Origin of the sequence: Anaeromyxobacter sp. SG64 (assembly GCF_022690745.1) — a bacterium.
Classification (GTDB): Bacteria; Myxococcota; Myxococcia; order Myxococcales; family Anaeromyxobacteraceae; genus Anaeromyxobacter; species Anaeromyxobacter soli.
The window spans coordinates 48,171-66,719 of sequence record NZ_JALCZB010000022.1 but is presented as its reverse complement, the minus strand read 5'-3'; the positions used below and the strand labels follow the sequence as shown (position 1 = coordinate 66,719).

Sequence of the window (18,549 nt, the reverse complement as noted above, 5' to 3'; positions counted from 1 at the left end):
CAGGCGAGCGCGGCCGCGGCGCCGCCGGAGGTGGAGCCCCAGCTCCGGACCCCCGCCGCTCCTCGCGCGGTGGAGGCGCCCCCGGCGGCGCCCGGTGCGGAGGCTCCCCCGCCCCCGCCGAGCCCGGCGGAGGCCGTGCAGGACGAGGCGCGCCCCGGACCGGCTCCGGAGCCGACCCCGTCCCCGTCTGACGCAGAGTCGCCGGCAGAGACCCCGAAGCCCTCGCACGTGGAGACCGAGCGATGAACGACACCTCGAGGCGCTGGATCCTGCTCGCCGCGGCGCTCGCGATCCCGGCGGCGCTCGTCGTCACCTGGGCCCGCGCCGCCCAGGCCCGGCTCGACGCCACGCAGGGCGCCGCGCGCGAGGTCGCGACGGCGAGCGTGTCGAACGACGCCTACTGCACGCCGGAGCTGAAGGCGATCGTCCGCCGCGTCGCGGGCGCGTGCGGGCTGCTCGACGGCGGCGGTGGCGGCCGCGGCTGCCAGCCCCTCCAGGCCAGGAAGGTCGCCGCGCTGTCCGGCAGCGACTTCAACGCGCTCTTCCGGCCGCTGGCGCACCGGGCGCACATCGTCCAGTTCGATCCCACGAAGGCGGAGCTGGATCCGGCGGCGCGCGCCCTCGTGGAGAAGGCCTGGAGCGATCAGCGCGGCGCCAGCTTCTTCTTCGTGGTCTCGCGCGCCAGCCCCGACGGCGACGAGCAGTACAACGAGGCGCTGAGCCGCGACCGCGCGAAGGCGGTGCTGGACCACCTCGACGCGAGGTTCCACGACGAGGACCTCAGGAAGCAGGTGGGCCTCCTGTGGCTGGGCGAGGAGTTCGCGCAGCTCCCGACCGAGTTCTGCGGCTGGGACCGCTCGCGCGCCGGGGCGTGCAGCCACGCCGACATCAACCGCAGCGCCTTCGTCGCCTGGATCGACTGTGCGATCTGAGCGGTTCGCGTGGACGGGGGCCGCGCTCCTCTCCGTCGCGCTCGCGCTCGCCTGCCAGGAGGGGCCCGGCGCCGGGGAGGCGGCCCTCCCGGAGCGCTTCGCCGGCGTGCGGAAGCAGGCCACCACGGCCGCGGCGGCGCAGAGCGCGTTCTGCGAGCGGAGCTATCCCGCCGGCGGCGAGGGCGCCCGCCGCTACGCTGCGCCCCCGCAGCGACCGCTGCCCGGCGCGAGCGATCCCGGCGGCGCTGCCGGCGCGCGGGGTAAGGCCTGGACCTGGGTGAACCTCTGGGCCACCTGGTGCACCCCGTGCGTCGACGAGCTGGAGCTGCTCCGCCGCTGGCGGGACGGCTTCGCGCGTGACGGCGTGGACGTCCGCCTCGAGCTCGTCAGCATCGACGCCGCCGACCGTGGGCAGGAGCTCGTCGCGTGGCGCGCGAAGGGGCTGCCCGGGCGACTTTCCTGGCTCCGCTCCGAGGGAGATCTCGGGCCGCTGCTCGACTCGCTCGGGGTGGAGCGGGACGCGATGATCCCGATCCACGCGCTCGTCGACGGCGCCGGCTGGATCCGCTGCGTCCGCGTCGGCGCGGTGCACGAGCAGGACTACGCCGCGGTGAAGGGGCTCCTCGGGCGCTGACCCCGGTCGCCTCGGGAGGAGTGCGCGAGGAGCCCGGCTCGCTACCGGCCGCCCCGGACGAAGTCGATGCGGCCGAACAGGCCCGCGGACTCGTCGTCGGGCCCGGCGGCGAAGAAGAGCGTTCTCGCCGGCCCGGCCGCGCCGTCGTTGCCGAAGTCGAGGCCCCACAGCCCTTCGATGGTGATCCGGCCCCCCTTGCCGGTGAGGTACGCGCCGCCGCCTTCGGAGGCGTCGCCCGCGAGCGAGTAGCCGATGATGTGGCCGTCGCCGAAGTTCCCGACGAGCAGCTTCCCGCCGAACCGGCCGAACCCGGAGGCGGGGGCGAGGGCGATGCCCCACGGCGAGTCGAGCTTGCCTCGCGACGCGACGCGACCGATGAGCTCCCCGTCGGGCGTGAAGGCGTTCACGTACCCGTGGTGCTGGCCGGGCACGTCGTCGTGCCGGTCCGCGTCCTGCAGCGCGTACGTGACGTAGATCGTGCCGCCGATCGCCCGGATGCCGAACGGCGCGTACCCCGCCGGGATGGTCGGGTCCCGGAAGCCGCCCGTCGTGGCGACGGGCTTGAACGCGCCGTCGAACACCCGCACCGCCCCGCCGTGGAAGTCGGTGGCGTAGAGCCGCTCGTCTCCGCTCGACGTCGCGGCGAGGGTCAGGCCCTTGTACACGGCGCCCGCGAGCGAGTCGTCCACCACGACCACGGTCGTCGTGGAGCGGATGGCCGGCGCGACGGGCGGAGGCACCTTCGGGTTCCAGGCGCTGAGGGTCCCGTCCTCGCTCGCGAAGATGAAGAACGCCGGTTCGTGGGCGCCGCCGCTCGAGACCTCGAAGCTCCCGCCCGTGTTGCCGACCACGCCGGTGGGACTGCCGGCGTGGCCGCCCGCGCCAGCGATGCTCACCACGAGCGGCGGAGCGCCGAACTGTGCGATCCCTTCGCCGTCGTAGAGCGTCGAGACCCCGGCGCCGTTGTCGGACACCCACCACGGGCTCGCGCCCCGGTGCGTGATGCCCCAGGCGTTCACCAGGTTCGCGTCGAGGTGCTCGGAGGAGACGGCGCCGTCCGAGACGAGGTTCCGCTGAACGTAGAGGCCGCCGAGCGCCTCGCGCGCGGCCGGCGTGACCCCTTCGTCCGCGGCGCGGCCGGTCACGCCGGCGGTCAGCGACGCCGCGCACGCGAGGAGCGCGATCGGGAAGACAGGGTGTTTCGAGACGAGCTGCGGCTTCATCGGCGAGCCCTCCGGCGCCGAGGTGCCGCGCCTTCGCGCCGCGACGCGCGTGCTCGGGCGCGGGACCCGCCTCGGCTCGCAGAGGACTGACGCGCCGGCGGAGAATCGGTTTCGCTCCCGGGGGCGGCCCTGCGGGGCGACCCGACGTGGGCATCGCGCGACCGCGCGAGCGATCCACTCGCTCCTCGGCGCGGAGGAGCGGGGCCGGGCGACGACCCGCGCGCGCGGCGAGGCCGCGCCCGGCTCCTCGATGGGGAGCTCGGCCAAGGTCGTGGCGGCCCGCGCTCGCACGAGCCGGACGGCCGAACGGTGGCCGAGCGCCCGGGTCACTTCTTCCCGCGCGCGCCGGCCTCTGCCGGCGGACCCTTCCTCGCCTGCGGCGCGTTGCGCGGGTCGTCGGACGCGCGGACGTACTTGATGCCCCAGGGGCCCTGGGCGTTGAGCTGGAGCACCGTGTCCTTCGAGGCCTTCGCGAAGTGCTGCATCCCGGGCTCGAGCACGAAGAAGCTCCCCTCCGGCAGCTTCTCGAGCTTGCTCTCGTCGAAGTCGGCGCCCATGCCGAGCGAGAACTCGCCGCTCATCACCGTCACGCGCTCGACCTTGGGGTGCGTGTGCGGCGCGATCTTGTAGCCGGCCGGCACCTTGAGACGCATCGTGAACATCCCCTCCTTGCCCGGATCGCCCTCCAGCACCGCCGCCTGCGCACCGGGCGGGAGCGCCGCCGGTCCGGCGGACCACTGGATGGAGTCCCCCGTCTTCAGGATGGCTTGCTTCTCCGAGCCCGTCCCCGCCTTGGCGGCGCCCTCGTGCTGTCCAGCCAGCGCGGACCCGGGGCCATACGCGACCACGATGACCGCCGCGAGGCTCGCGGCGTGCAGCTTACGTGTCCACATGTTTCTCCTCCTGCCCGATGAGTCGGAGGAGGTGCCCGCCTTCGCGCGCGCTGCGGACCGTCAGGTGTGCGGGTCGTTCCTCCCGACCCTTCGACACCGGGGCGCATAATCTGCCTGCGCCAACGCGGCGCACGTAAAAGTTCGCTGAGCGGCCACCGGCCGGCCCCCGCTCCCTCGGCCGCCCCATGGCCCCCCGCCCGCGGGCGCGGTAAGGTCGCGGGCCATGCGCCTCGCGACCTCCGTCCCCGAGCTCCCCCAGGCCCCGGCCGATCGCCCCGACGCCGCCTCCCGCGTCGAGCGCCGGCATCGCCTCAAGTTCCACCGCGCCGGAGGCCTCGATCAGCTCGCGCTGGAGAGCGGCGCCGACCTCCTCGCGCTCGAGGAGCTCGACCAGAAGCTCTGGATCGCCCTCTCCTGCCCCACCCGCGGCCTCGAGCTGGACCCGCGGACCCTCGACCTCCTCGACCTCGATCGCGACGGGCGCGTCCGGGCGCCCGAGATCCTCGCCGCCATCCGGTTCTGCGCGGCGCGGCTGCGCGACGTGGGGCTCGTCCTCTTCGGAGCCGACGCGCTGGCGCTCGACGCCCTCCGCGACGACACGCCCGAGGGCAAGGCGGCGCTCGGGGCCGCCCGGCGCCTGCTCGCGCACGTCGGCCGCCCGGAGGCGACCGCGATCCGCGCGGCGGACGTGGCGGACACCACGAAGGTGTTCGAGCACACGCTCTTCAACGGCGACGGCGTCGTGCCGCCGGAGTCCGCGCCGGATCCCGGGACCCGCCAGACCCTCCTCGACATCGTGACCACGATGGGCGGCCTCGCGGACCGGAGCGGCAAGCTCGGGGTGGACCGGGCGCGCGCGGACGCGTTCTTCGCGGAGGCGGAGGCCTTCGCCGAGTTCTGGCGGCGCGGCGAGGCGAGCGCGGAGGTGATGGCGCTCGGCGACCGCACCGCGGCCGCGCACGCGGCCGTCCGGGCCGTGCGCGCGAAGGTGGACGACTTCTTCGTCCGCTGCGGCCTCGCCGCCATGGAGCCGCGCTCCGCCCTCGCCCTGAACCGGACCGAGCCCGAGTACGCCGCGCTCGCGGCGAGGGAGCTCGCCGCGGCCGGCGCCGAGGTGGCCGCCTTCCCCCTCGCGCGCGTCGAGCCCGGGCGCGCGCTCCCGCTCTCGGGTGGCGTGAACCCGGCCTGGGCGGCGGCGATCGCCGCGCTCCAGCGCGACGCCGTCGTCCCGGTGCACGGGCCCGGCAAGGACGCGCTCACGCTCGAGGAGTGGACGGACCTCGTCGCGCGCTTCTCGCCCTACGAGGCGTGGCTCGCGACGAAGACCGGCGCCCGGGTCGAGGCGCTCGGGATCGCGCGCGTGCGCGAGCTCCTCGCGGCGGGCCGGGCTCCCGTCCAGGCGCTCCTCGCCGAGGACGAGGCCCACGCCGCCGAGGCCTCGGCGATCGCCGACGTCGTCCGGCTCGTCCACTACTGCCGGGACCTCGGGACGCTGCTCAAGAACTTCGTGTCGTTCGCGGACTTCTACGACCCGCTCCGCCCCGCGGTGTTCCAGGCCGGGACGCTCTTCCTCGACGCGCGCAGCTGCGAGCTGTGCATCCGCGTGGACGACCCCGGCGCGCACGCCTCGATCGCCTCGCTGTCCCGGATGTACCTCGCCTACTGCGAGTGCCGCCGGCCCGGCGGCGAGGCGATGAAGATCGTGGCCTGCTTCACGCAGGGCGACTCGGACTACCTGATGGTGGGCCGCAACGGCGTGTTCTACGACCGGCAGGGACGGGACTGGGACGCGACGATCGTGAAGATCGTCGAGAACCCCATCAGCATCCGCCAGGCGTTCTGGGCTCCGTACAAGAAGGCCCTGCGGTTCGTCGAGGAGCAGGTCGCGCGCTTCGCGCACGCGAAGCAGAAGGCCGCGGACGACCACGTCCAGTCCACCGCGACGCACGTGACCGACGCCGCCATCGGCGAGAAGGCCCCCCCGCCCCCCCCGCCCGTCGACGTCGGCAAGATGGTCGGTATCATCGCCGCCCTGGGCGTCGGCATCGGCGCCCTCGGCACGCTGCTCGGCGGGTTCGTCACGGGGTTCATGGACCTGAAGCCCTGGTGGGCGAAGGTCATCGCGGTGGCGGCGATGGTCCTCGTCGTGTCGGGGCCGTCGGTGCTCATCTCCTGGCTCAAGCTCCGGCACCGGACGCTCGGGCCCATCCTCGACGCGAACGGCTGGGCCGTGAACGGGCGCGTGCGGATCAACCTGCCGCTCGGGACCGCGCTCACCGACCGCGCCGTCCTGCCCGCGGGCGCGCGCCGGACGCTCGACGATCCGTACGCGGACGACACGGCGAAGCGCCGGCGCCGCCTGCTCTGGCTCGCCGCGGCCGCCGCGGCCCTCGCCCTCGGCGCCGCGAGGTACCTCGGCCACTGGCCGTTCGGCCCGCCGTTCTGGCGGGGGTAGCGAAGCGCGTCGCGCGGACGCGCGCCGGGGCGCCGTGCCTCAGCCGCGCCGCGCGACGAGCGCGGTCAGCTCGTCGAGGAGGGCCGGCTTCCCGAGGTGCGCCTCGAAGCCGGCCGCCTTCGCCCGTTCCTTGTCCTCCGGCTGAGCGTAGCCGCTGAGGGCGATGAGGCGCATCCCGCGGAGCGACGCGTCCGCGCGCAGCTCGCGGGCGACCTGGTACCCGTCCACGTCGGGCAGGCCGATGTCGCAGAGGACCAGCTCGGGCCTGAGCTCGCGCGCCTTCGCGATCCCCGACAGGCCGTCGGTCGCGACGTGCACCCGGTGCCCCTCCATCTCCAGCACCTCGGCGATGGTCTGCGCCGCGTCCACGTTGTCCTCGATGACGAGGATGTCCACGCGCCGCGCGCTCGCCGGGGCCCGGGGCGGGGGCTGAGCCGCCGGCGGGCCGGGCGCCGCCGGCAGCGTCACGACGAACTCCGAGCCGCGGCCGGCGCCCTCGCTGTCCGCGCGCACGCCGCCGCCGTGGAGCTCGACGAGCCCCTTCACGAGGGCGAGCCCGAGGCCGAGGCCGCCGCGCGTCCGCGCGAGCCCCTCGTCCGCCTGGACGAACGGCTCGAAGACGCGCGGCAGGAGCTCGGGGACGATGCCGAGGCCGTCGTCGCGCACGCGGATCTCGGCCCGCCCGGCGTCCGTCGTGACGGCGACCGTCACCGCCCCGCCCTCGCGGCTGAACTTCGCGGCGTTCAGGAGCAGGTTCCCGACGACCTGCGCGATCCGCGTCGCGTCCGCCTCGACCCACACCGGGCCGGCGTTCTCGACGCGCAGCTCGAGGTGCCGTCCGGCGAAGATCGTCCGGTGGTCGTCGCAGGTCCGCGCGACCACCTCGCGCAGGTCGACGCGCGAGCGCTGCAGCTCGATCTTTCCGCGCGAGATGCGCGTCACGTCGAGGAGGTCGTCGACGAGGCGCGTGAGGTGCTCGGTCTGGCGGCGGATCACGTCCCTCGCCCGCGCCGCCTGGTCGCTGCCCGCCGGCGCGCGATCGAGGAGGTAGATGCTGCTGCGGATGGGCGCGAGGGGGTTGCGCAGCTCGTGCGAGAGGACGCCGAGGAACTCGGTCTTGAGCCGATCGGCCTCGCGCAGCCGCTCCTCCGCGCGCTTGCGCTCGGTGACGTCCATGACGTAGCCGTGCCAGATGAGGCTCCCGTCCGGCTCGTCCGTGGGGACCGACCAGCCCTCGAGCCAGCGCACCCCCTTCCTCGGGTGCCGGTAGCGGAACACGTCGTGCCAGCGGGACCTCGTGCGGGCCGCCTCCTCGAGGACCTCGAGCACGCGCTGCAGGTCGTCCGGGTGGACGTTGGCGACGAGGGGGCCGAAGTCCGCCGCGAGCACCTCCCGCGGGATGCCGTAGAGGTCCTCGGCCGCCGGGGTGGTGAACGGCATGCACGCCGTGCCGTCGGGCCGGAGCCGGTAGGAGCAGATGACCCCCGGAACGCTCGCCGCGACCTTGGCGAGCTGATCCTTGAGCGCGCGCTGCTCCGCCAGCGCCTCCTCGGCGCGCCTCGCCTCGGCGTCGAGGGCGGGCGGAGCCGCGCCGGCCGCGCCCTCGGAATGCTCCGATGCGTCACGCACCGTGAACAGGATGCCGGTGCCCGTCTCCGTCGGCACCGGCGAGAGCTGCCCCTCCCACCACACCTCGCGGCCGAGCACCCGCTCTCCGTGGCGAGGGACCTTCACCGTCTCGCCGCGCTGGACGCGCTCGTAGAGCGAGAGGGCCACCTCGCGCGTGTCGGGGAACACGGCGAGGATGTCCTCGCCCTCGACGCGCTCCGCGGTGTAGCCGGTGCAGCGCAGCCACTCCGCGTTCGCGCGCAGCACCGTCAGGTTCGGCGCGACGAAGCAGAGGCCGATCCCCGCGCGGGCGAACAGCAGCCCCAGCACCTCGGTCGAGAGCGCCGCCCGCTCCTGGATGGCCATGGAAGCCCCCGCGGCGCGCGCGTCCCAGGGCACCTGCGGCCGCGCTCCGCCTGCGACAGAGTAGCGCACCCGCGCCGCGCGAGGGGCGACGGCGAGACCATCCCTCGCCAGCACGTCCGTCCCGGCGCGTCGCGCGCTCGCGGAACGACTCGCGCGGCCTGGCCAGGAGCCACTCGGCGCACATCGGCGCCGGACGCCCTCCTTTGCGCGTCCCGCGACGTCGGTACAATGTCGCTCTTCCCTTCACCGGAGGTCCGTGATGCGCACCGTCGTCGTCGTCGCCCTCGTCGGGCTCACGTCTGCCTGCGTCTCCTCGGGAAAGTTCCGCAACAAGTCCGCCGAGGCCGACGAGCTGCGGGCGCACGGGGCCGAGCTCGAGGCCACCCTCGCGCGGACCAACGGCGAGCTCGAGAAGCGCACCGAGGAGGCCCGCGCCCTCCAGGCGCAGGTCGCCGAGCTCTCCTCGTCGCGGGGCACGCTCGAGGCGCGCGTGAACGAGCTCTCGACGTCCAAGAGCAAGCTCGAGACCGTCAAGGCGGAGCTCGAGAAGAAGAGCTCGGAGTACGAGAAGATGGCGAACGCGCTGCGCGGAGAGATCGACGCGGGCCGCGTCGAGCTCACCGAGCTCCGCGGCAAGATGACCGTCAAGATGAAGGACAAGATCCTCTTCTCCTCGGGCTCGGCGACGCTCGGCAAGCCCGGCAAGGGCGCGCTCGCGGCGGTCGCGGAGGTCCTGCGCGGCGTGGAGGGCAAGGTCATCCGCGTCGAGGGGCACACCGACAACGTGCCGCTCGGCCGCGGCGGGTTCGTGTCGAACTGGGACCTGTCGGTCGCGCGCGCCCTCGCGGTCGTGAGGTTCCTGCAGGAGGCGGGGGTCGAGCCGACGCGCCTCGCCGCCGCGGGCTACGGCGAGTACCAGCCCATCGCCCCGAACGACACGCCGGAGGGCCGCAGCCAGAACCGGCGCATCGAGATCGTCCTCGCGCCCGGCGAGGCACCCGTCCCCGCTCCCGCGCCCGCTCCCGCGGCGCTGTGAGCCGAGGTCCCCCGCCCGCGCCCTACGGCGCCCGGGCCCGGGCACGGGCCCCCGACGCCGTCGGGCGGGGAGGACGCGGCGGGCGCGGCCCGCGCACGCCGAGCGCCGCCGCCTCCGCCTCGATCCTGCCGACGAGGTCCGCGGGCTCGGCGAGGACCGCCGCGTCGGAGCGCACGCCGACGCGCACCTCGCCCGCGTAGCTCAGGACGCTCACGCCGTCGCGAGCGGCAGGCCCGCCAGGTGGACGCGGGTCCTCGGCCCGGGGAGGTTCGTGAGCACGAGCGAGGCCTTGCGCGCGAAGAAGCGCGTGAGCGCGTGCTGGACCGCGTCGGGCGCGTAGCCCGCGAGCGCGAGCACGTCGTGGGCCACGACGGCGCCCGCCCCGGCGCGGAGCGCGGCGACGCGGGCGTGGACCGCCTCGAGCCGCGCGACGGGCGTCCCGAGATCGATCGGCAGGTCGAGGAACACGACCCCGAAGCGGTTCCCGAGCGAGGCGTCGGCCCCGAGGTCCGGGCGGGCAGGACGGAAGTTCACGGGGACGAGCGCGCGCACGGGGACGAGCGGCGCCCGGCGGCTCGCGAGCAGCGACCGGAGCGCGCCGGCGATCGCCGCCACCAGCACGTCGTTCACCGTGGCCCCGCGGCGATGCCCCGCCTCGCGGACGGCGCCGAGCGGCACGCCTCCTGACCACGCCACCCTGCGCACGCCGGAGAGCTCCGCCGCGGAGAGGACCTTCGGATCGCTCGACATCGCGGCGAGCCGCGCGAGCGTCGCGGCGAACGCGGCGGCGTCCCGCGCGGCGGCGAGCCGCGCGCTCCCGAGCCACGGGCGCCCGCGATGCACCGCCTCGACGTGGGCGCGCGGGGCCTCCTCGGCGGCGTGCTCGTCCGAGAGGGCGAGGAGCAGCGCCACGAGCGCGAACCCGTCGCCGAGCGCGTGGTGGAGCTTCGCCACGATCGCCCCGCCGCGCCCGCGCTCCCGCACGACGTGGACGCGCCAGAGCGGGTGCGCCGGGTCGAGCCGGGAGGAGGTCACCTCGCCGACGAACTCGGGGAGCGTGCCGCGCGCGAGCTCGACCGGGACCAGGTGTCGCCGGAGCGAGAACCCGGGATCCGGCTCCCAGCCCGGCGCTCCCAGGAGACGGGGCACCGGCCGCTGCCGGAAGCGCTCGACCGCGAGCAGCCGCTCCTCGACGAGGCGCCGGACGCGCGCGAGCGCGACCGGCCCGCGGAACGTGAGGAGCGCCACGACGTCGGCCTCGTTCCTCGGCCGATCCATGCGGTACCAGGACGCGTCGCCCGCCGTCATCCGCTGCATCCGGCCTCCAGGCGCCGAAAGCGTGCCGCGCCCGACGAACCCACCGTACCGCTGCGTGCTCGCCCACGCGACGCGCCCCGAAGGTTCCCCCGCCGCGCCTCGCACGCGACGCACGCGCCGCACGGCCGGCGCACACACGCGCGCTCGCCCGGTCGGCCGTCGTTCACGGTTCGTCACGATTCAGCCGGGCCCACGCGGGAGCGCCCCGCAGGGACCTCGCCTCGAGGTCCCTGCGGGCCCGGCCACGCCTGGGGCCGCCCGCGCGAAGCTCCGCGCTGCTATGAACCCGGCGACCGCGCGGCGCCGCGGGAGGTGACCCTTGGAGCGCGAGCGCGACCCCCGGAGCCGGACGCGCGGCATCATCTCGACCGCTTTCACGCGGGCCCAGGACGTCGTGTACGTCGCGCTCGGTGTGCTCCTCGCGCTGAGCGCCGCCGCGATCGTCGTCCACGGCGGGATCGATCTCGTCCACGCGATGTTCGGCGGCCTCGACGTCCGCGCGTTCGTGACGCTGCTCGACCGGATCCTGCTCGCGCTCATGGTCGTGGAGCTGCTCTACACGGTGCAGGTGTCGTTCCGCGAGCACACCCTCGTGCCCGAGCCGTTCCTGCTCGTCGCCCTCATCGCCGCGGTCCGCCGGATCCTCGTCATCACCGCCGAGTTCGGCGCGCAGACCCGGCCCGACGACAAGCTGTTCCGGCAGGTGATGTCGGAGCTCGGGCTCCTGACCGTCCTCATCGTCGTGCTCGTCGCGGCGCTCGCGATCCTTCGCAAGCGGCCGGTGGCGGCGGAGTAGCGCCGCGCTCAGCCGCGCGGCCGGCGTCCCACCACGTAGGCGATCCAGCCGGCCTGGTTCTGCGCGCTGCCGCGCGGCAGGTAGCGGGCCGCGGCGCCGGGCCCCGCGTCCCACAGCACCTCGACGGCCTCGAAGCCCGCCTCGCCGAGGAGCTCCGTCAGCTCGGGGAGGCTCCAGAGCCGCCAGTCGTAGTGGAACGCCCGGCGCATCGGCCGGCCCCCCTCGAGCTCGAAGTGGATGGTGCAGCGGATCCGGTGGGTGATGGGATCGAACCCCTCCTGCTCCCAGACGTAGGTCACGCCGCGGCCGATCCGCCGGCGCTCGACGAGCGCCCGCTGCGCGTCCCACCCGCCGAAGGCGTCGAGCACGAGCGCGCCGCCCGGCGCCAGCGCGCCGAGCGCGGCGCGCAGATACTCGCCGAGCGCCTCGCGCGTGCGGAACACCCCGTAGCTGAAGTTGAGGGCGACGATCGCGTCGAACCCCTCGCCGCGGGGCGCGCGGACGTCGGCGGTCACGAGCTCGAGCCGCGAGGCCGCCGCGCCGAGCGCGGGGAGGCGGTACGTCCGGGCCCAGGCGTGCACCGCGGGATCGAGATCGACCGCCACGGCCGTCCGCAGCGGCCCCTTCGCCACCCAGCTCGCGGCGAGCGCCGCCGTGCCGCTGAAGTCCTCCCGGAGCCGCCGCGCCGGGCGTCGCCCGCGGAGGACCCGCTCGATGATGGCGATGTCCGCCTGCGGGTCCTGGACCGCGCGCTCGTAGAGGCGGTGGCGGTCGCGGGGGCCGGGCTTCGGAGGGGCGGCGCTTCGGGGGGCGCGGTTCGCGGGGCGCATTCGGGCGCCCTCCATACCCTTCCCTCCGCTGCCCGGCAATTCGCTCGCGGCCGCGGCGGGGCGGACGCGTCTCGGCCGGGTGCGCCCCGGCGTCCACGCTGCCCGGGACGCGCCGGCCCTCTATGTGCGACGCATGCGAAAGCTCGGCAGGCTCGCCCTCGCGCTCGCCCTGACGGCCTGCACCGCCCGCGGCGCAGGCCACGCCGCGCGGGAGCCGGTGATCGATCCTGCCCGCGCGCTCGCGGAGGTGGCCTGGCTCGCAGATCCCGCGCGCGAGGGGCGCGGCGTCGGGACGGCCGGCGGCGCCCAGGCCGCGCGCTGGATCGCCGACCGGTTCCGCGAGGCGGGCCTCGCGCCCGCGCGCGACGGCGGCTACCTCGAGGAGTTCGAGGCGCCCTTCCGCGCCACCCTCGAGGCGCGGAACGCGCTCGCGATCGGCCGCGCGCCGCTCGCGCTCCAGCGGGACTTCCTCCCCTTCGGCTTCAGCGACGACGGCACGATCGAGGCGGAGCTCGTGTTCGCGGGTCATGGCATCACGGCGCCCGAGCTCGGGCACGACGACTACGCCGGGCTCGACGTGAAGGGGAAGATCGTCCTCGTCGCACAGGACTTCCCGCGCGAGGCGGACCCCGCCTCCCCGTTCCGCGACCCCCGCCGGTACCGCTTCTCCGAGTGGCGCTACAAGGCCATGAACGCGCGCGACCACGGCGCGGCGGCGATCCTCGGCGTCCGCGACGTATGGGCCCACGAGGCTCCCGACGAGGTCCCGCGCTGGCGCGGGCAGGTCGCCTCGCGGGCCGGCCTCGTCGCGGCGCGGGTCACGGCCGCGGCGCTCGGCCGCGCGGGGATCGACGTGGCCGCGCTGGCGGCGCCGGGCGAGGCGGACGGGAGGCCCCACTCGCGGCCGCTCGGGCTCCGGGCGCGGCTCTCGGTCGAGGTGCTCCACGAGCGGGCCGCGACCGCCAACGTCGTCGCCATCCTGCCCGGCCGCGACCCGGCGGTGGCGGACGAGTGCGTGGTGGTGGGCGCGCACCACGATCACCTCGGCCTCGGCGGCGACGCCTCGCTCGCCCCCGAGCGGCTCGGGACGGTCCACCCGGGCGCGGACGACAACGCGAGCGGCGTCGCGGCCCTCCTCGCGGTCGCGCGCGCCTTCGTCGCCGAGGGCGCGCCGAGGCGCACGGTCCTCTTCGCTGCGTTCGCCGCGGAGGAGCTCGGCATCCTCGGCTCGTCCGAGCTCGCGAAGGATCCGCCGCCGCGCTGCCCCATCGGGAAGATGCAGCTCATGGTGAACCTCGACATGGTGGGCCGTCCCCGCGGGGGGAAGGTGTACGTGGACGGCGCGGACACCGCGAAGGGGCTGCGGGACCGCGTGGTGGCGCTCGCGGAGCGCTCGCCGCGCCTGCCGCTCCGGATCGCGTTCGGCGGAGGCGACAGGTACGGCCCCTCGGATCACACGAGCTTCTACGCGCGCGGGGTCCCGGTCCTCTTCCTCTTCACCGGACCCCACGCCGACTACCACCGGCCGACGGATACCGCCGACAAGATCGACGGCCCGGGCCTCGCGGCCGTGGCGCGGCTCGCCTACCGCGCCGCCCGCGACGCCGCCGAGCGCGATGGCCGCCTCGAGGTGGTCCGCACGGCGGCGCCACCGCCGCGCGAGCGCGGCGAGCGGAGCTACGGCACCTACCTCGGCGCGATCCCGGACTTCGCGGAGCGCGCCGAGCCGGGGGTGCTCCTCACCGGCGTCCGCCCGGGCAGCCCCGCCGAGCGGGCCGGCCTCGCCGAAGGCGACGTCCTCCTCCGCCTCGGAGCGGCGAAGGTGATGAACCTGCAGGATCTCGCGTTCGCGCTCCGCTCGCACCGGCCCGGCGACGAGGTCGAGGTCGAGTGGGCGCACGGGGCGGAGCGGCGGACCGCGAAGGTGAAGCTGGAGGAGCGCAGATGACCCGGACCCTCACCCCGACGCTCGCCGCCGCCGTCCTCGCCGCCGCCTGCGCCGCGCCGAAGGCGCCGACCGGCCCGGTCCCTCCCGCCGCGGCGCCCGTCGGCGCCCCGCCGGCGAACGCCGCTCGAGACCTGGCTCTCCCGGGCGAGCGGCACCTCCGCAACGTCCGTCAGCTCACGTTCGGGGGCGAGAACGCCGAGGCGTACTTCAGCTTCGACGGGCGGGAGCTCGTGTTCCAGTCGACGCCCGAGGGTGCCGGCTGCGATCGGCTCTACGTGATGCGCGCCGACGGCACGCAGCGGCGCCAGGTCTCGTCCGGCCTGGGCCGCGTCACCTGCGGCTACTTCTTCCCCGGAGGAGAGCGGCTGCTCTACTCCTCGACCCACGCGTCGGGCGCGGAGTGCCCGCCGAAGCCAGACCTCTCCCAGGGCTACGTCTGGCCCCTCTTCGACTACCAGCTCTACACCGCGCGGCCGGACGGCTCCGATCTCACCCCGCTCGCGCCGGCGCCCGGCGCGTACAGCGCGGAGGCGACGATCTCGCGGGACGGCTGGATCGTCTTCACCTCGACGCGCGACGGCGATCTCGAGCTCTACAAGATGCGGCTCGACGGCTCCGGGCTCGTGCGGCTCACGCACACTCCTGGCTACGACGGCGGGGCGTTCTTCTCCGCCGACGGCGCGCGCATCGTGTTCCGCGCCAGCCGGCCCGCCGACGCGGCGGAGCTCGCCGACTACCGGCGCCTCCTCTCGCAGAAGCTCGTCCGCCCGGGGAGGCTCGAGATCTACGTCATGAACGCGGACGGCTCCGGCGTGCGGCAGGTGACCCGGCTCGGCGCGGCGAGCTTCGCGCCCTTCTTCCACCCGGACGGTCGGCGCATCGTCTTCGCCTCGAACGTCGGGGACCCGAAGGGCCGCAACTTCGACCTCTACCTCGTGAACGACGACGGCGGCGGCCTCGAGCGCATCACCACGAACGACACCTTCGACGGGTTCCCCATGTTCTCGCCGGACGGGAAGACGCTCGTCTTCGCCTCCAACCGGAACGCGCGGCGGCCCGGCGAGACGAACGTGTTCGTGGCGGACTGGGTCGAGTGAGGGCCGTCAGCGCCCCTGCGGCTTCGGGTCCGGCGGCGCGGAGGGCCGCGCGCGGCTCGCCACGACCCCGTTGCCCCAGCGGCGCCGCGCGAGCTCGAGCCAGGCGCGCGTGGCCGGCGGCAGGTGCCGGTCCTTGCGCCAGATGAGCGCCACGTCCCAGGGGATCCTCGGCTCCGAGAGCCGCACCGAGAGGACCTGGCGGGGGTCGAGCTGGTGGCAGATGGTGTTCGGGAGCAGCGCGGCGCCGATGTTCGCGGCCACGGTCGCGACGATGAAGTCCCAGTGCGAGCTCTCGCTCACGACGGCCGGCTTGAACCCGGCCCGGCGGCACGCCTCGAGGATGTGCCCGTGGAGCGCGAACTCCGGCCGGTAGAGCACGAACGGCGTGCCCGCCAGCTCGCGGAGCTCGACCGAGCGGCGACGCGCCAGCGGGTGGCTCGGATGGAGGACGGCCCGGAGCTCGTCCTTCACGAACGGCATGATGCCGAAGGCCTCCTCGTCCGTGGGGAGCACCACCGCGCCGACGTCGAGCTCGCGGTTCATCACGAGCGCCTCGAGGTGGTGCGAGCCCTCCTCGCGCAGCTCGAGCACGATGCCGGGGTATGCCTGGTGGTACTCCGCGAGCAGCGGCGCGAAGAAGGTGACCCCGGTGATGGGGGGCATGCCGATGCGCAGCCGTCCGCGCCGCAGCGCCGAGAGCTCGGAGACCTCCTCCTCGATGACCCGCAGCGAGTCGAGCACGCCCTCCGCCCGCTCCAGCACGATCTGGCCCGCGTCGGTGAGCGTCACGCGCCGGCGCTCGCGGACGAGCAGCGGCGTGCCGAGCTCCTCCTCGAGCGCTTTCACCATCTTGCTGATCGCGGGCTGGGTCACGTGCAGCGACTGGCTCGCCCGCGTGAAGCCGCCCTGGCGCGCCACCTCGACGAAGTACCGCAGCGCCTGTACGTCCACGTCCACCTCCATGTCCCTGGGTTATGGCCAGCATAGCAAGAATGCATTTCCCTCATACATGCCCAGTCGGCTAGGTTGCGCGCGGGTTCACGGGACGGACCTCCGGAGCCACACGGGAGACGACGAAAGATGACGATCGAAGACCTTCTGCTGGGCGAGGAGGCGGCCATCCTGGACGAGGCCACCCACGCCGTCGCAGAGCTCGAGCACTACCGCCGCGACGGCGCGCAGGCGACGCGCGGACGGCTCGAGCTGCTCCACCGCCACCTGGTCGACGCGGTGCTCACGCGCGACCTCAACGCCCTGCGCGCGCACGTCACGCGTATGGCGCACGAGCGGTTCGCGGGCGGCTTCGACGTCACCGAGGTGCAGGCCGCGTTCTCGGCACTCGAGGACGCGATCTGGCGGAAGGCGCTGTCCAGGCTCCCCCCCGACGAACGCGCCTGGGGGCTCAGCCTGGTCGGCACCGTGCTCGCGCAGGGCGGCAGCACGCTCGCGCGCACCTTCGAGTCGCTCGCGCCTCGCGCCCCGGAACCGTGCGTGGATCTCACGCCGCTCTTCCTGGGTGCGGACGCGGTGCGGACCTCGCGCTCCGTCGAGGAGCTCGTCTACCCGGTCTAGCCGGCTCCTGGCGCCCGCCGCGATCGCCGCCCGCGCGGCAGCGGACGGCGGGCGTCAGGGCAGGTTTTCGAGCAGGAAGCGGATCGCGTTCTCGCCCATGACGGCGCGGATGGCCGCGTCCTGTAGCCCCTCGTCGAGCAGCGCCTGCGTGAGCACCTCGAGCCGCGCGGCGTCGAACGGCGCCGTGGTCGCCCCGTCGAAGTCCGACCCGAGCGCCACGTGCGACACGCCCGCGACGGCGATCGCGTGGTGGATCGCCCGGGCGACGGCCTGCGGGGTGCGGTCGCACACCGCGCCTTCCCAGTAGCCGATGCCCACGAGCGCGCCGTTCCGCCCGAGGCGCCTCAGCTGGTCGTCGGTGAGGTTGCGCGGCCCCGGGCAGGTGGCGCTCACGCCCGTGTGCGACACGATCACCGGCCGGCGCGCCAGGGAGAGCGCGTCGTCGAAGGCCCGCGGGGAGGCGTGCGCGAGGTCCGCGATCATGCGGCGCTCCTCCATCCGCCGCAGCGCCGCGCGCCCCAGCGCGCTGAGCCCGCCTTTCGCGGCCCCGTGCGCCGAGCCGGCCGCGGCGTTGTCCGCGAAGTGGGCGAGCCCCGCCGAGCGAAAGCCGGCCTGGAAGAGCGCGTCCAGCGCCTCGAGCCTCCCATCGAGCGCCTGGAGCCCCTCGGTGGCGAGCACCGCCACCACCGCGCGCCGGCCCTGCCGCTCGGCCGCGCGCGCCTCGAGCGCCGCGGCGAGCTCCGCCCGCGAGGTCGCGACGACGAGCCCGCCGCCCGAGGCCGCCGCGGCGCGCCGGAGCTTCTCGCCCTGGTGGAGCGCCCGCGCGAGGCGGCTCCCCCAGGTCGACGGCGGCCAGCGCGAGGCGACGGCGAGGGCGGTGACGAGGTCGCCCGCCCCGGGCGTCGTGGCGTAGTTGAAGCCCCGCGGCACCTCCGTGACCGTGGAGAAGAGCTGCACCGCGACGTTGCCCTCGGCGAGCCGCGGCACGTCGCTGTGACCGTGCGTCGAGCGCTTCAGCGGGTCGCGGTCCCAGAGCAGGAGGTCGTCGTGCAGGTCGACGATCCGGAGCGTCGCGTGCAGGCCGCGGGCTCGAGCGGAGACGGCTGGCAGCGGCCGGCGGGCGTCCACCCGGTTCATCCGCGCCGCGACCGCCGGCGCGAGCGCGAAGAAGAAGCTCCCCGCGGCGGCGAGCAGGAGGACGGCGGCGATCCAGGCGGCGCGGCGGAGCACGGACGGCATCGTACGCCAGGGCAGCGTTCGAGGCGGCGGAGTACGGTAGAGTCGCCGCCATGGAAGATCCCAAGGCGATCGGGGTGGTGCTCGCGACGCTCGTGAACCCGGCCGGCAAGCCCGTCAGCGGCGGCGCGGCGCGGGGACAGCTCTACGCCGGCCGGGACGAGCTCGTCGTCGTGCGACCCGCGCCCCGGGCCGAGCTCCTGCAGCGGGTGACCACCGCGCTGCTCCTCGGGTCCATCGCCGCGGTCCTCGTGAACGTCTTCACCTGGCGGAGCGCGGCGGTGCTGTGGGGCGCGGTCGCCGCGCAGGCGGTGTACTGGCTCACCCTGCCCGCGCGCCGCCGTGCGCTCGACCCCGAGCCGCTCGACGCGCGCGGCCTCGCCGCGGCGCGGAGCGCCGGCCGGATCGCGATCCGGGTGCCGGCGAGCGCGGTGGTCCGGACCACGGCCCCGGAGCCCCCGCGCAGCGGGTTCCGCAAGCCCGCCCGCTTCGAGCTCACCGACGGCGCCCTCGAGGTCTACCTCTCGCCCGAGCAGCACGCCGCGATCGTGGCGGCCATCGGGCTGCGGCCCGCCGGCGAGGCGCCGGCCGGCCGCCCGTCCTGAC

General features: G+C 75.3%; 17 protein-coding genes. 9 read left to right on the top strand and 8 right to left on the bottom strand.

Annotated features, from left to right (window positions below; genetic code table 11):
- Positions 1 to 242: 242 nt before the first annotated feature.
- Together MNZ29_RS09365 and MNZ29_RS09360 are read left to right on the top strand one after the other, a co-directional pair.
- Positions 243 to 932 carry a hypothetical protein gene (locus MNZ29_RS09365; protein WP_242335169.1) on the top strand — a complete coding sequence of 230 codons (690 nt, stop codon included), beginning with the start codon at positions 243 to 245 and terminating at the stop codon, positions 930 to 932.
- Complete coding sequence (locus tag MNZ29_RS09360) at positions 922 to 1,566, top strand: hypothetical protein (RefSeq protein WP_242335166.1); 645 nt, start codon at positions 922 to 924, stop codon at positions 1,564 to 1,566. The genes MNZ29_RS09365 and MNZ29_RS09360 overlap by 11 nt, the downstream gene beginning before the upstream one ends.
- A 41-nt stretch (positions 1,567 to 1,607) precedes the next feature.
- Here the strand turns inward: MNZ29_RS09360 and MNZ29_RS09355 are convergent, their stop codons facing one another.
- Together MNZ29_RS09355 and MNZ29_RS09350 are read right to left on the bottom strand one after the other, a co-directional pair.
- Complete coding sequence (locus MNZ29_RS09355; protein ID WP_242335163.1) at positions 1,608 to 2,789, bottom strand: TIGR03118 family protein; 1,182 nt, start codon at positions 2,787 to 2,789, stop codon at positions 1,608 to 1,610.
- A gap of 326 nt (positions 2,790 to 3,115) precedes the next feature.
- Positions 3,116 to 3,682, bottom strand: a complete 567-nt coding sequence (locus tag MNZ29_RS09350; protein WP_242335161.1) for a cupin domain-containing protein — start codon at positions 3,680 to 3,682, stop codon at positions 3,116 to 3,118.
- Positions 3,683 to 3,905: 223 nt separating this feature from the next.
- On the opposite strand from MNZ29_RS09350, the gene MNZ29_RS09345 reads away from it, so the two are divergent.
- A complete protein-coding gene (locus MNZ29_RS09345) occupies positions 3,906 to 6,137 on the top strand; it encodes a hypothetical protein (RefSeq protein WP_242335158.1) in 2,232 nt (743 codons plus the stop codon).
- Positions 6,138 to 6,176: 39 nt separating this feature from the next.
- Here the strand turns inward: MNZ29_RS09345 and MNZ29_RS09340 are convergent, their stop codons facing one another.
- Positions 6,177 to 8,111 (bottom strand): ATP-binding protein, encoded by a 1,935-nt coding sequence (locus tag MNZ29_RS09340; RefSeq protein ID WP_242335155.1) that lies wholly within the window; start codon positions 8,109 to 8,111, stop codon positions 6,177 to 6,179.
- 259 nt (positions 8,112 to 8,370) lie between these two features.
- Between MNZ29_RS09340 and MNZ29_RS09335 the strand changes: the two genes are divergently transcribed.
- On the top strand, positions 8,371 to 9,147 hold the full coding sequence (locus MNZ29_RS09335; protein ID WP_242335152.1) for an OmpA family protein: 777 nt from the start codon (positions 8,371 to 8,373) through the stop codon (positions 9,145 to 9,147).
- A gap of 22 nt (positions 9,148 to 9,169) precedes the next feature.
- On the opposite strand, the gene MNZ29_RS09330 is transcribed toward MNZ29_RS09335, so the two are convergent.
- Both MNZ29_RS09330 and MNZ29_RS09325 read right to left on the bottom strand, forming a co-directional pair.
- Entirely contained in the window at positions 9,170 to 9,361 is a 192-nt protein-coding gene (locus tag MNZ29_RS09330; protein ID WP_242354988.1) for a hypothetical protein, read from the bottom strand.
- Positions 9,358 to 10,464: a wax ester/triacylglycerol synthase domain-containing protein gene (locus MNZ29_RS09325; protein WP_242354986.1), complete on the bottom strand. Its 1,107-nt coding sequence runs from the start codon at positions 10,462 to 10,464 to the stop codon at positions 9,358 to 9,360. The genes MNZ29_RS09330 and MNZ29_RS09325 overlap by 4 nt, the downstream gene beginning before the upstream one ends.
- A 319-nt stretch (positions 10,465 to 10,783) precedes the next feature.
- Between MNZ29_RS09325 and MNZ29_RS09320 the strand changes: the two genes are divergently transcribed.
- The gene (locus tag MNZ29_RS09320; protein ID WP_242354984.1) at positions 10,784 to 11,260 is read left to right on the top strand and encodes a phosphate-starvation-inducible PsiE family protein; all 477 of its coding nucleotides are present in this window, start codon (positions 10,784 to 10,786) and stop codon (positions 11,258 to 11,260) included.
- Positions 11,261 to 11,268: 8 nt separating this feature from the next.
- On the opposite strand, the gene MNZ29_RS09315 is transcribed toward MNZ29_RS09320, so the two are convergent.
- The gene (locus tag MNZ29_RS09315; protein ID WP_242335143.1) at positions 11,269 to 12,090 is read right to left on the bottom strand and encodes a cyclopropane-fatty-acyl-phospholipid synthase family protein; all 822 of its coding nucleotides are present in this window, start codon (positions 12,088 to 12,090) and stop codon (positions 11,269 to 11,271) included.
- Between the two features lie 133 nt (positions 12,091 to 12,223).
- Between MNZ29_RS09315 and MNZ29_RS09310 the strand changes: the two genes are divergently transcribed.
- Positions 12,224 to 14,038, top strand: coding sequence for a M20/M25/M40 family metallo-hydrolase (locus tag MNZ29_RS09310; RefSeq protein WP_242354982.1), 1,815 nt, complete (start codon positions 12,224 to 12,226; stop codon positions 14,036 to 14,038).
- The gene (locus MNZ29_RS09305) at positions 14,035 to 15,135 is read left to right on the top strand and encodes a hypothetical protein (RefSeq protein ID WP_242335137.1); all 1,101 of its coding nucleotides are present in this window, start codon (positions 14,035 to 14,037) and stop codon (positions 15,133 to 15,135) included. Before MNZ29_RS09310 ends, MNZ29_RS09305 begins: the two co-directional genes overlap by 4 nt.
- A 6-nt stretch (positions 15,136 to 15,141) precedes the next feature.
- On the opposite strand, the gene MNZ29_RS09300 is transcribed toward MNZ29_RS09305, so the two are convergent.
- The gene (locus MNZ29_RS09300; protein ID WP_242354980.1) at positions 15,142 to 16,086 is read right to left on the bottom strand and encodes a LysR family transcriptional regulator; all 945 of its coding nucleotides are present in this window, start codon (positions 16,084 to 16,086) and stop codon (positions 15,142 to 15,144) included.
- Between the two features lie 129 nt (positions 16,087 to 16,215).
- On the opposite strand from MNZ29_RS09300, the gene MNZ29_RS09295 reads away from it, so the two are divergent.
- Positions 16,216 to 16,707, top strand: a complete 492-nt coding sequence (locus MNZ29_RS09295) for a hypothetical protein (RefSeq protein ID WP_242335134.1) — start codon at positions 16,216 to 16,218, stop codon at positions 16,705 to 16,707.
- Positions 16,708 to 16,761: 54 nt separating this feature from the next.
- On the opposite strand, the gene MNZ29_RS09290 is transcribed toward MNZ29_RS09295, so the two are convergent.
- Complete coding sequence (locus tag MNZ29_RS09290; RefSeq protein ID WP_242335132.1) at positions 16,762 to 17,946, bottom strand: dipeptidase; 1,185 nt, start codon at positions 17,944 to 17,946, stop codon at positions 16,762 to 16,764.
- A 50-nt stretch (positions 17,947 to 17,996) separates the two neighbouring features.
- On the opposite strand from MNZ29_RS09290, the gene MNZ29_RS09285 reads away from it, so the two are divergent.
- A complete protein-coding gene (locus MNZ29_RS09285) occupies positions 17,997 to 18,548 on the top strand; it encodes a hypothetical protein (protein ID WP_242335130.1) in 552 nt (183 codons plus the stop codon).
- Position 18,549: the final 1 nt, after the last annotated feature.

Coding starts and splice junctions, on each gene's coding strand:
- MNZ29_RS09365 (WP_242335169.1), top strand. CDS start 243: ATGAACGACACCTCGAGGCGCTGGATCCTGCTCGCCGCGGCGCTCGCG.
- MNZ29_RS09355 (WP_242335163.1), bottom strand. CDS start 2,789: ATGAAGCCGCAGCTCGTCTCGAAACACCCTGTCTTCCCGATCGCGCTC.
- MNZ29_RS09350 (WP_242335161.1), bottom strand. CDS start 3,682: ATGTGGACACGTAAGCTGCACGCCGCGAGCCTCGCGGCGGTCATCGTG.
- MNZ29_RS09345 (WP_242335158.1), top strand. CDS start 3,906: ATGCGCCTCGCGACCTCCGTCCCCGAGCTCCCCCAGGCCCCGGCCGAT.
- MNZ29_RS09340 (WP_242335155.1), bottom strand. CDS start 8,111: ATGGCCATCCAGGAGCGGGCGGCGCTCTCGACCGAGGTGCTGGGGCTG.
- MNZ29_RS09335 (WP_242335152.1), top strand. CDS start 8,371: ATGCGCACCGTCGTCGTCGTCGCCCTCGTCGGGCTCACGTCTGCCTGC.
- MNZ29_RS09325 (WP_242354986.1), bottom strand. CDS start 10,464: ATGCAGCGGATGACGGCGGGCGACGCGTCCTGGTACCGCATGGATCGG.
- MNZ29_RS09315 (WP_242335143.1), bottom strand. CDS start 12,090: ATGCGCCCCGCGAACCGCGCCCCCCGAAGCGCCGCCCCTCCGAAGCCC.
- MNZ29_RS09310 (WP_242354982.1), top strand. CDS start 12,224: ATGCGAAAGCTCGGCAGGCTCGCCCTCGCGCTCGCCCTGACGGCCTGC.
- MNZ29_RS09305 (WP_242335137.1), top strand. CDS start 14,035: ATGACCCGGACCCTCACCCCGACGCTCGCCGCCGCCGTCCTCGCCGCC.
- MNZ29_RS09295 (WP_242335134.1), top strand. CDS start 16,216: ATGACGATCGAAGACCTTCTGCTGGGCGAGGAGGCGGCCATCCTGGAC.
- MNZ29_RS09290 (WP_242335132.1), bottom strand. CDS start 17,946: ATGCCGTCCGTGCTCCGCCGCGCCGCCTGGATCGCCGCCGTCCTCCTG.
- MNZ29_RS09285 (WP_242335130.1), top strand. CDS start 17,997: ATGGAAGATCCCAAGGCGATCGGGGTGGTGCTCGCGACGCTCGTGAAC.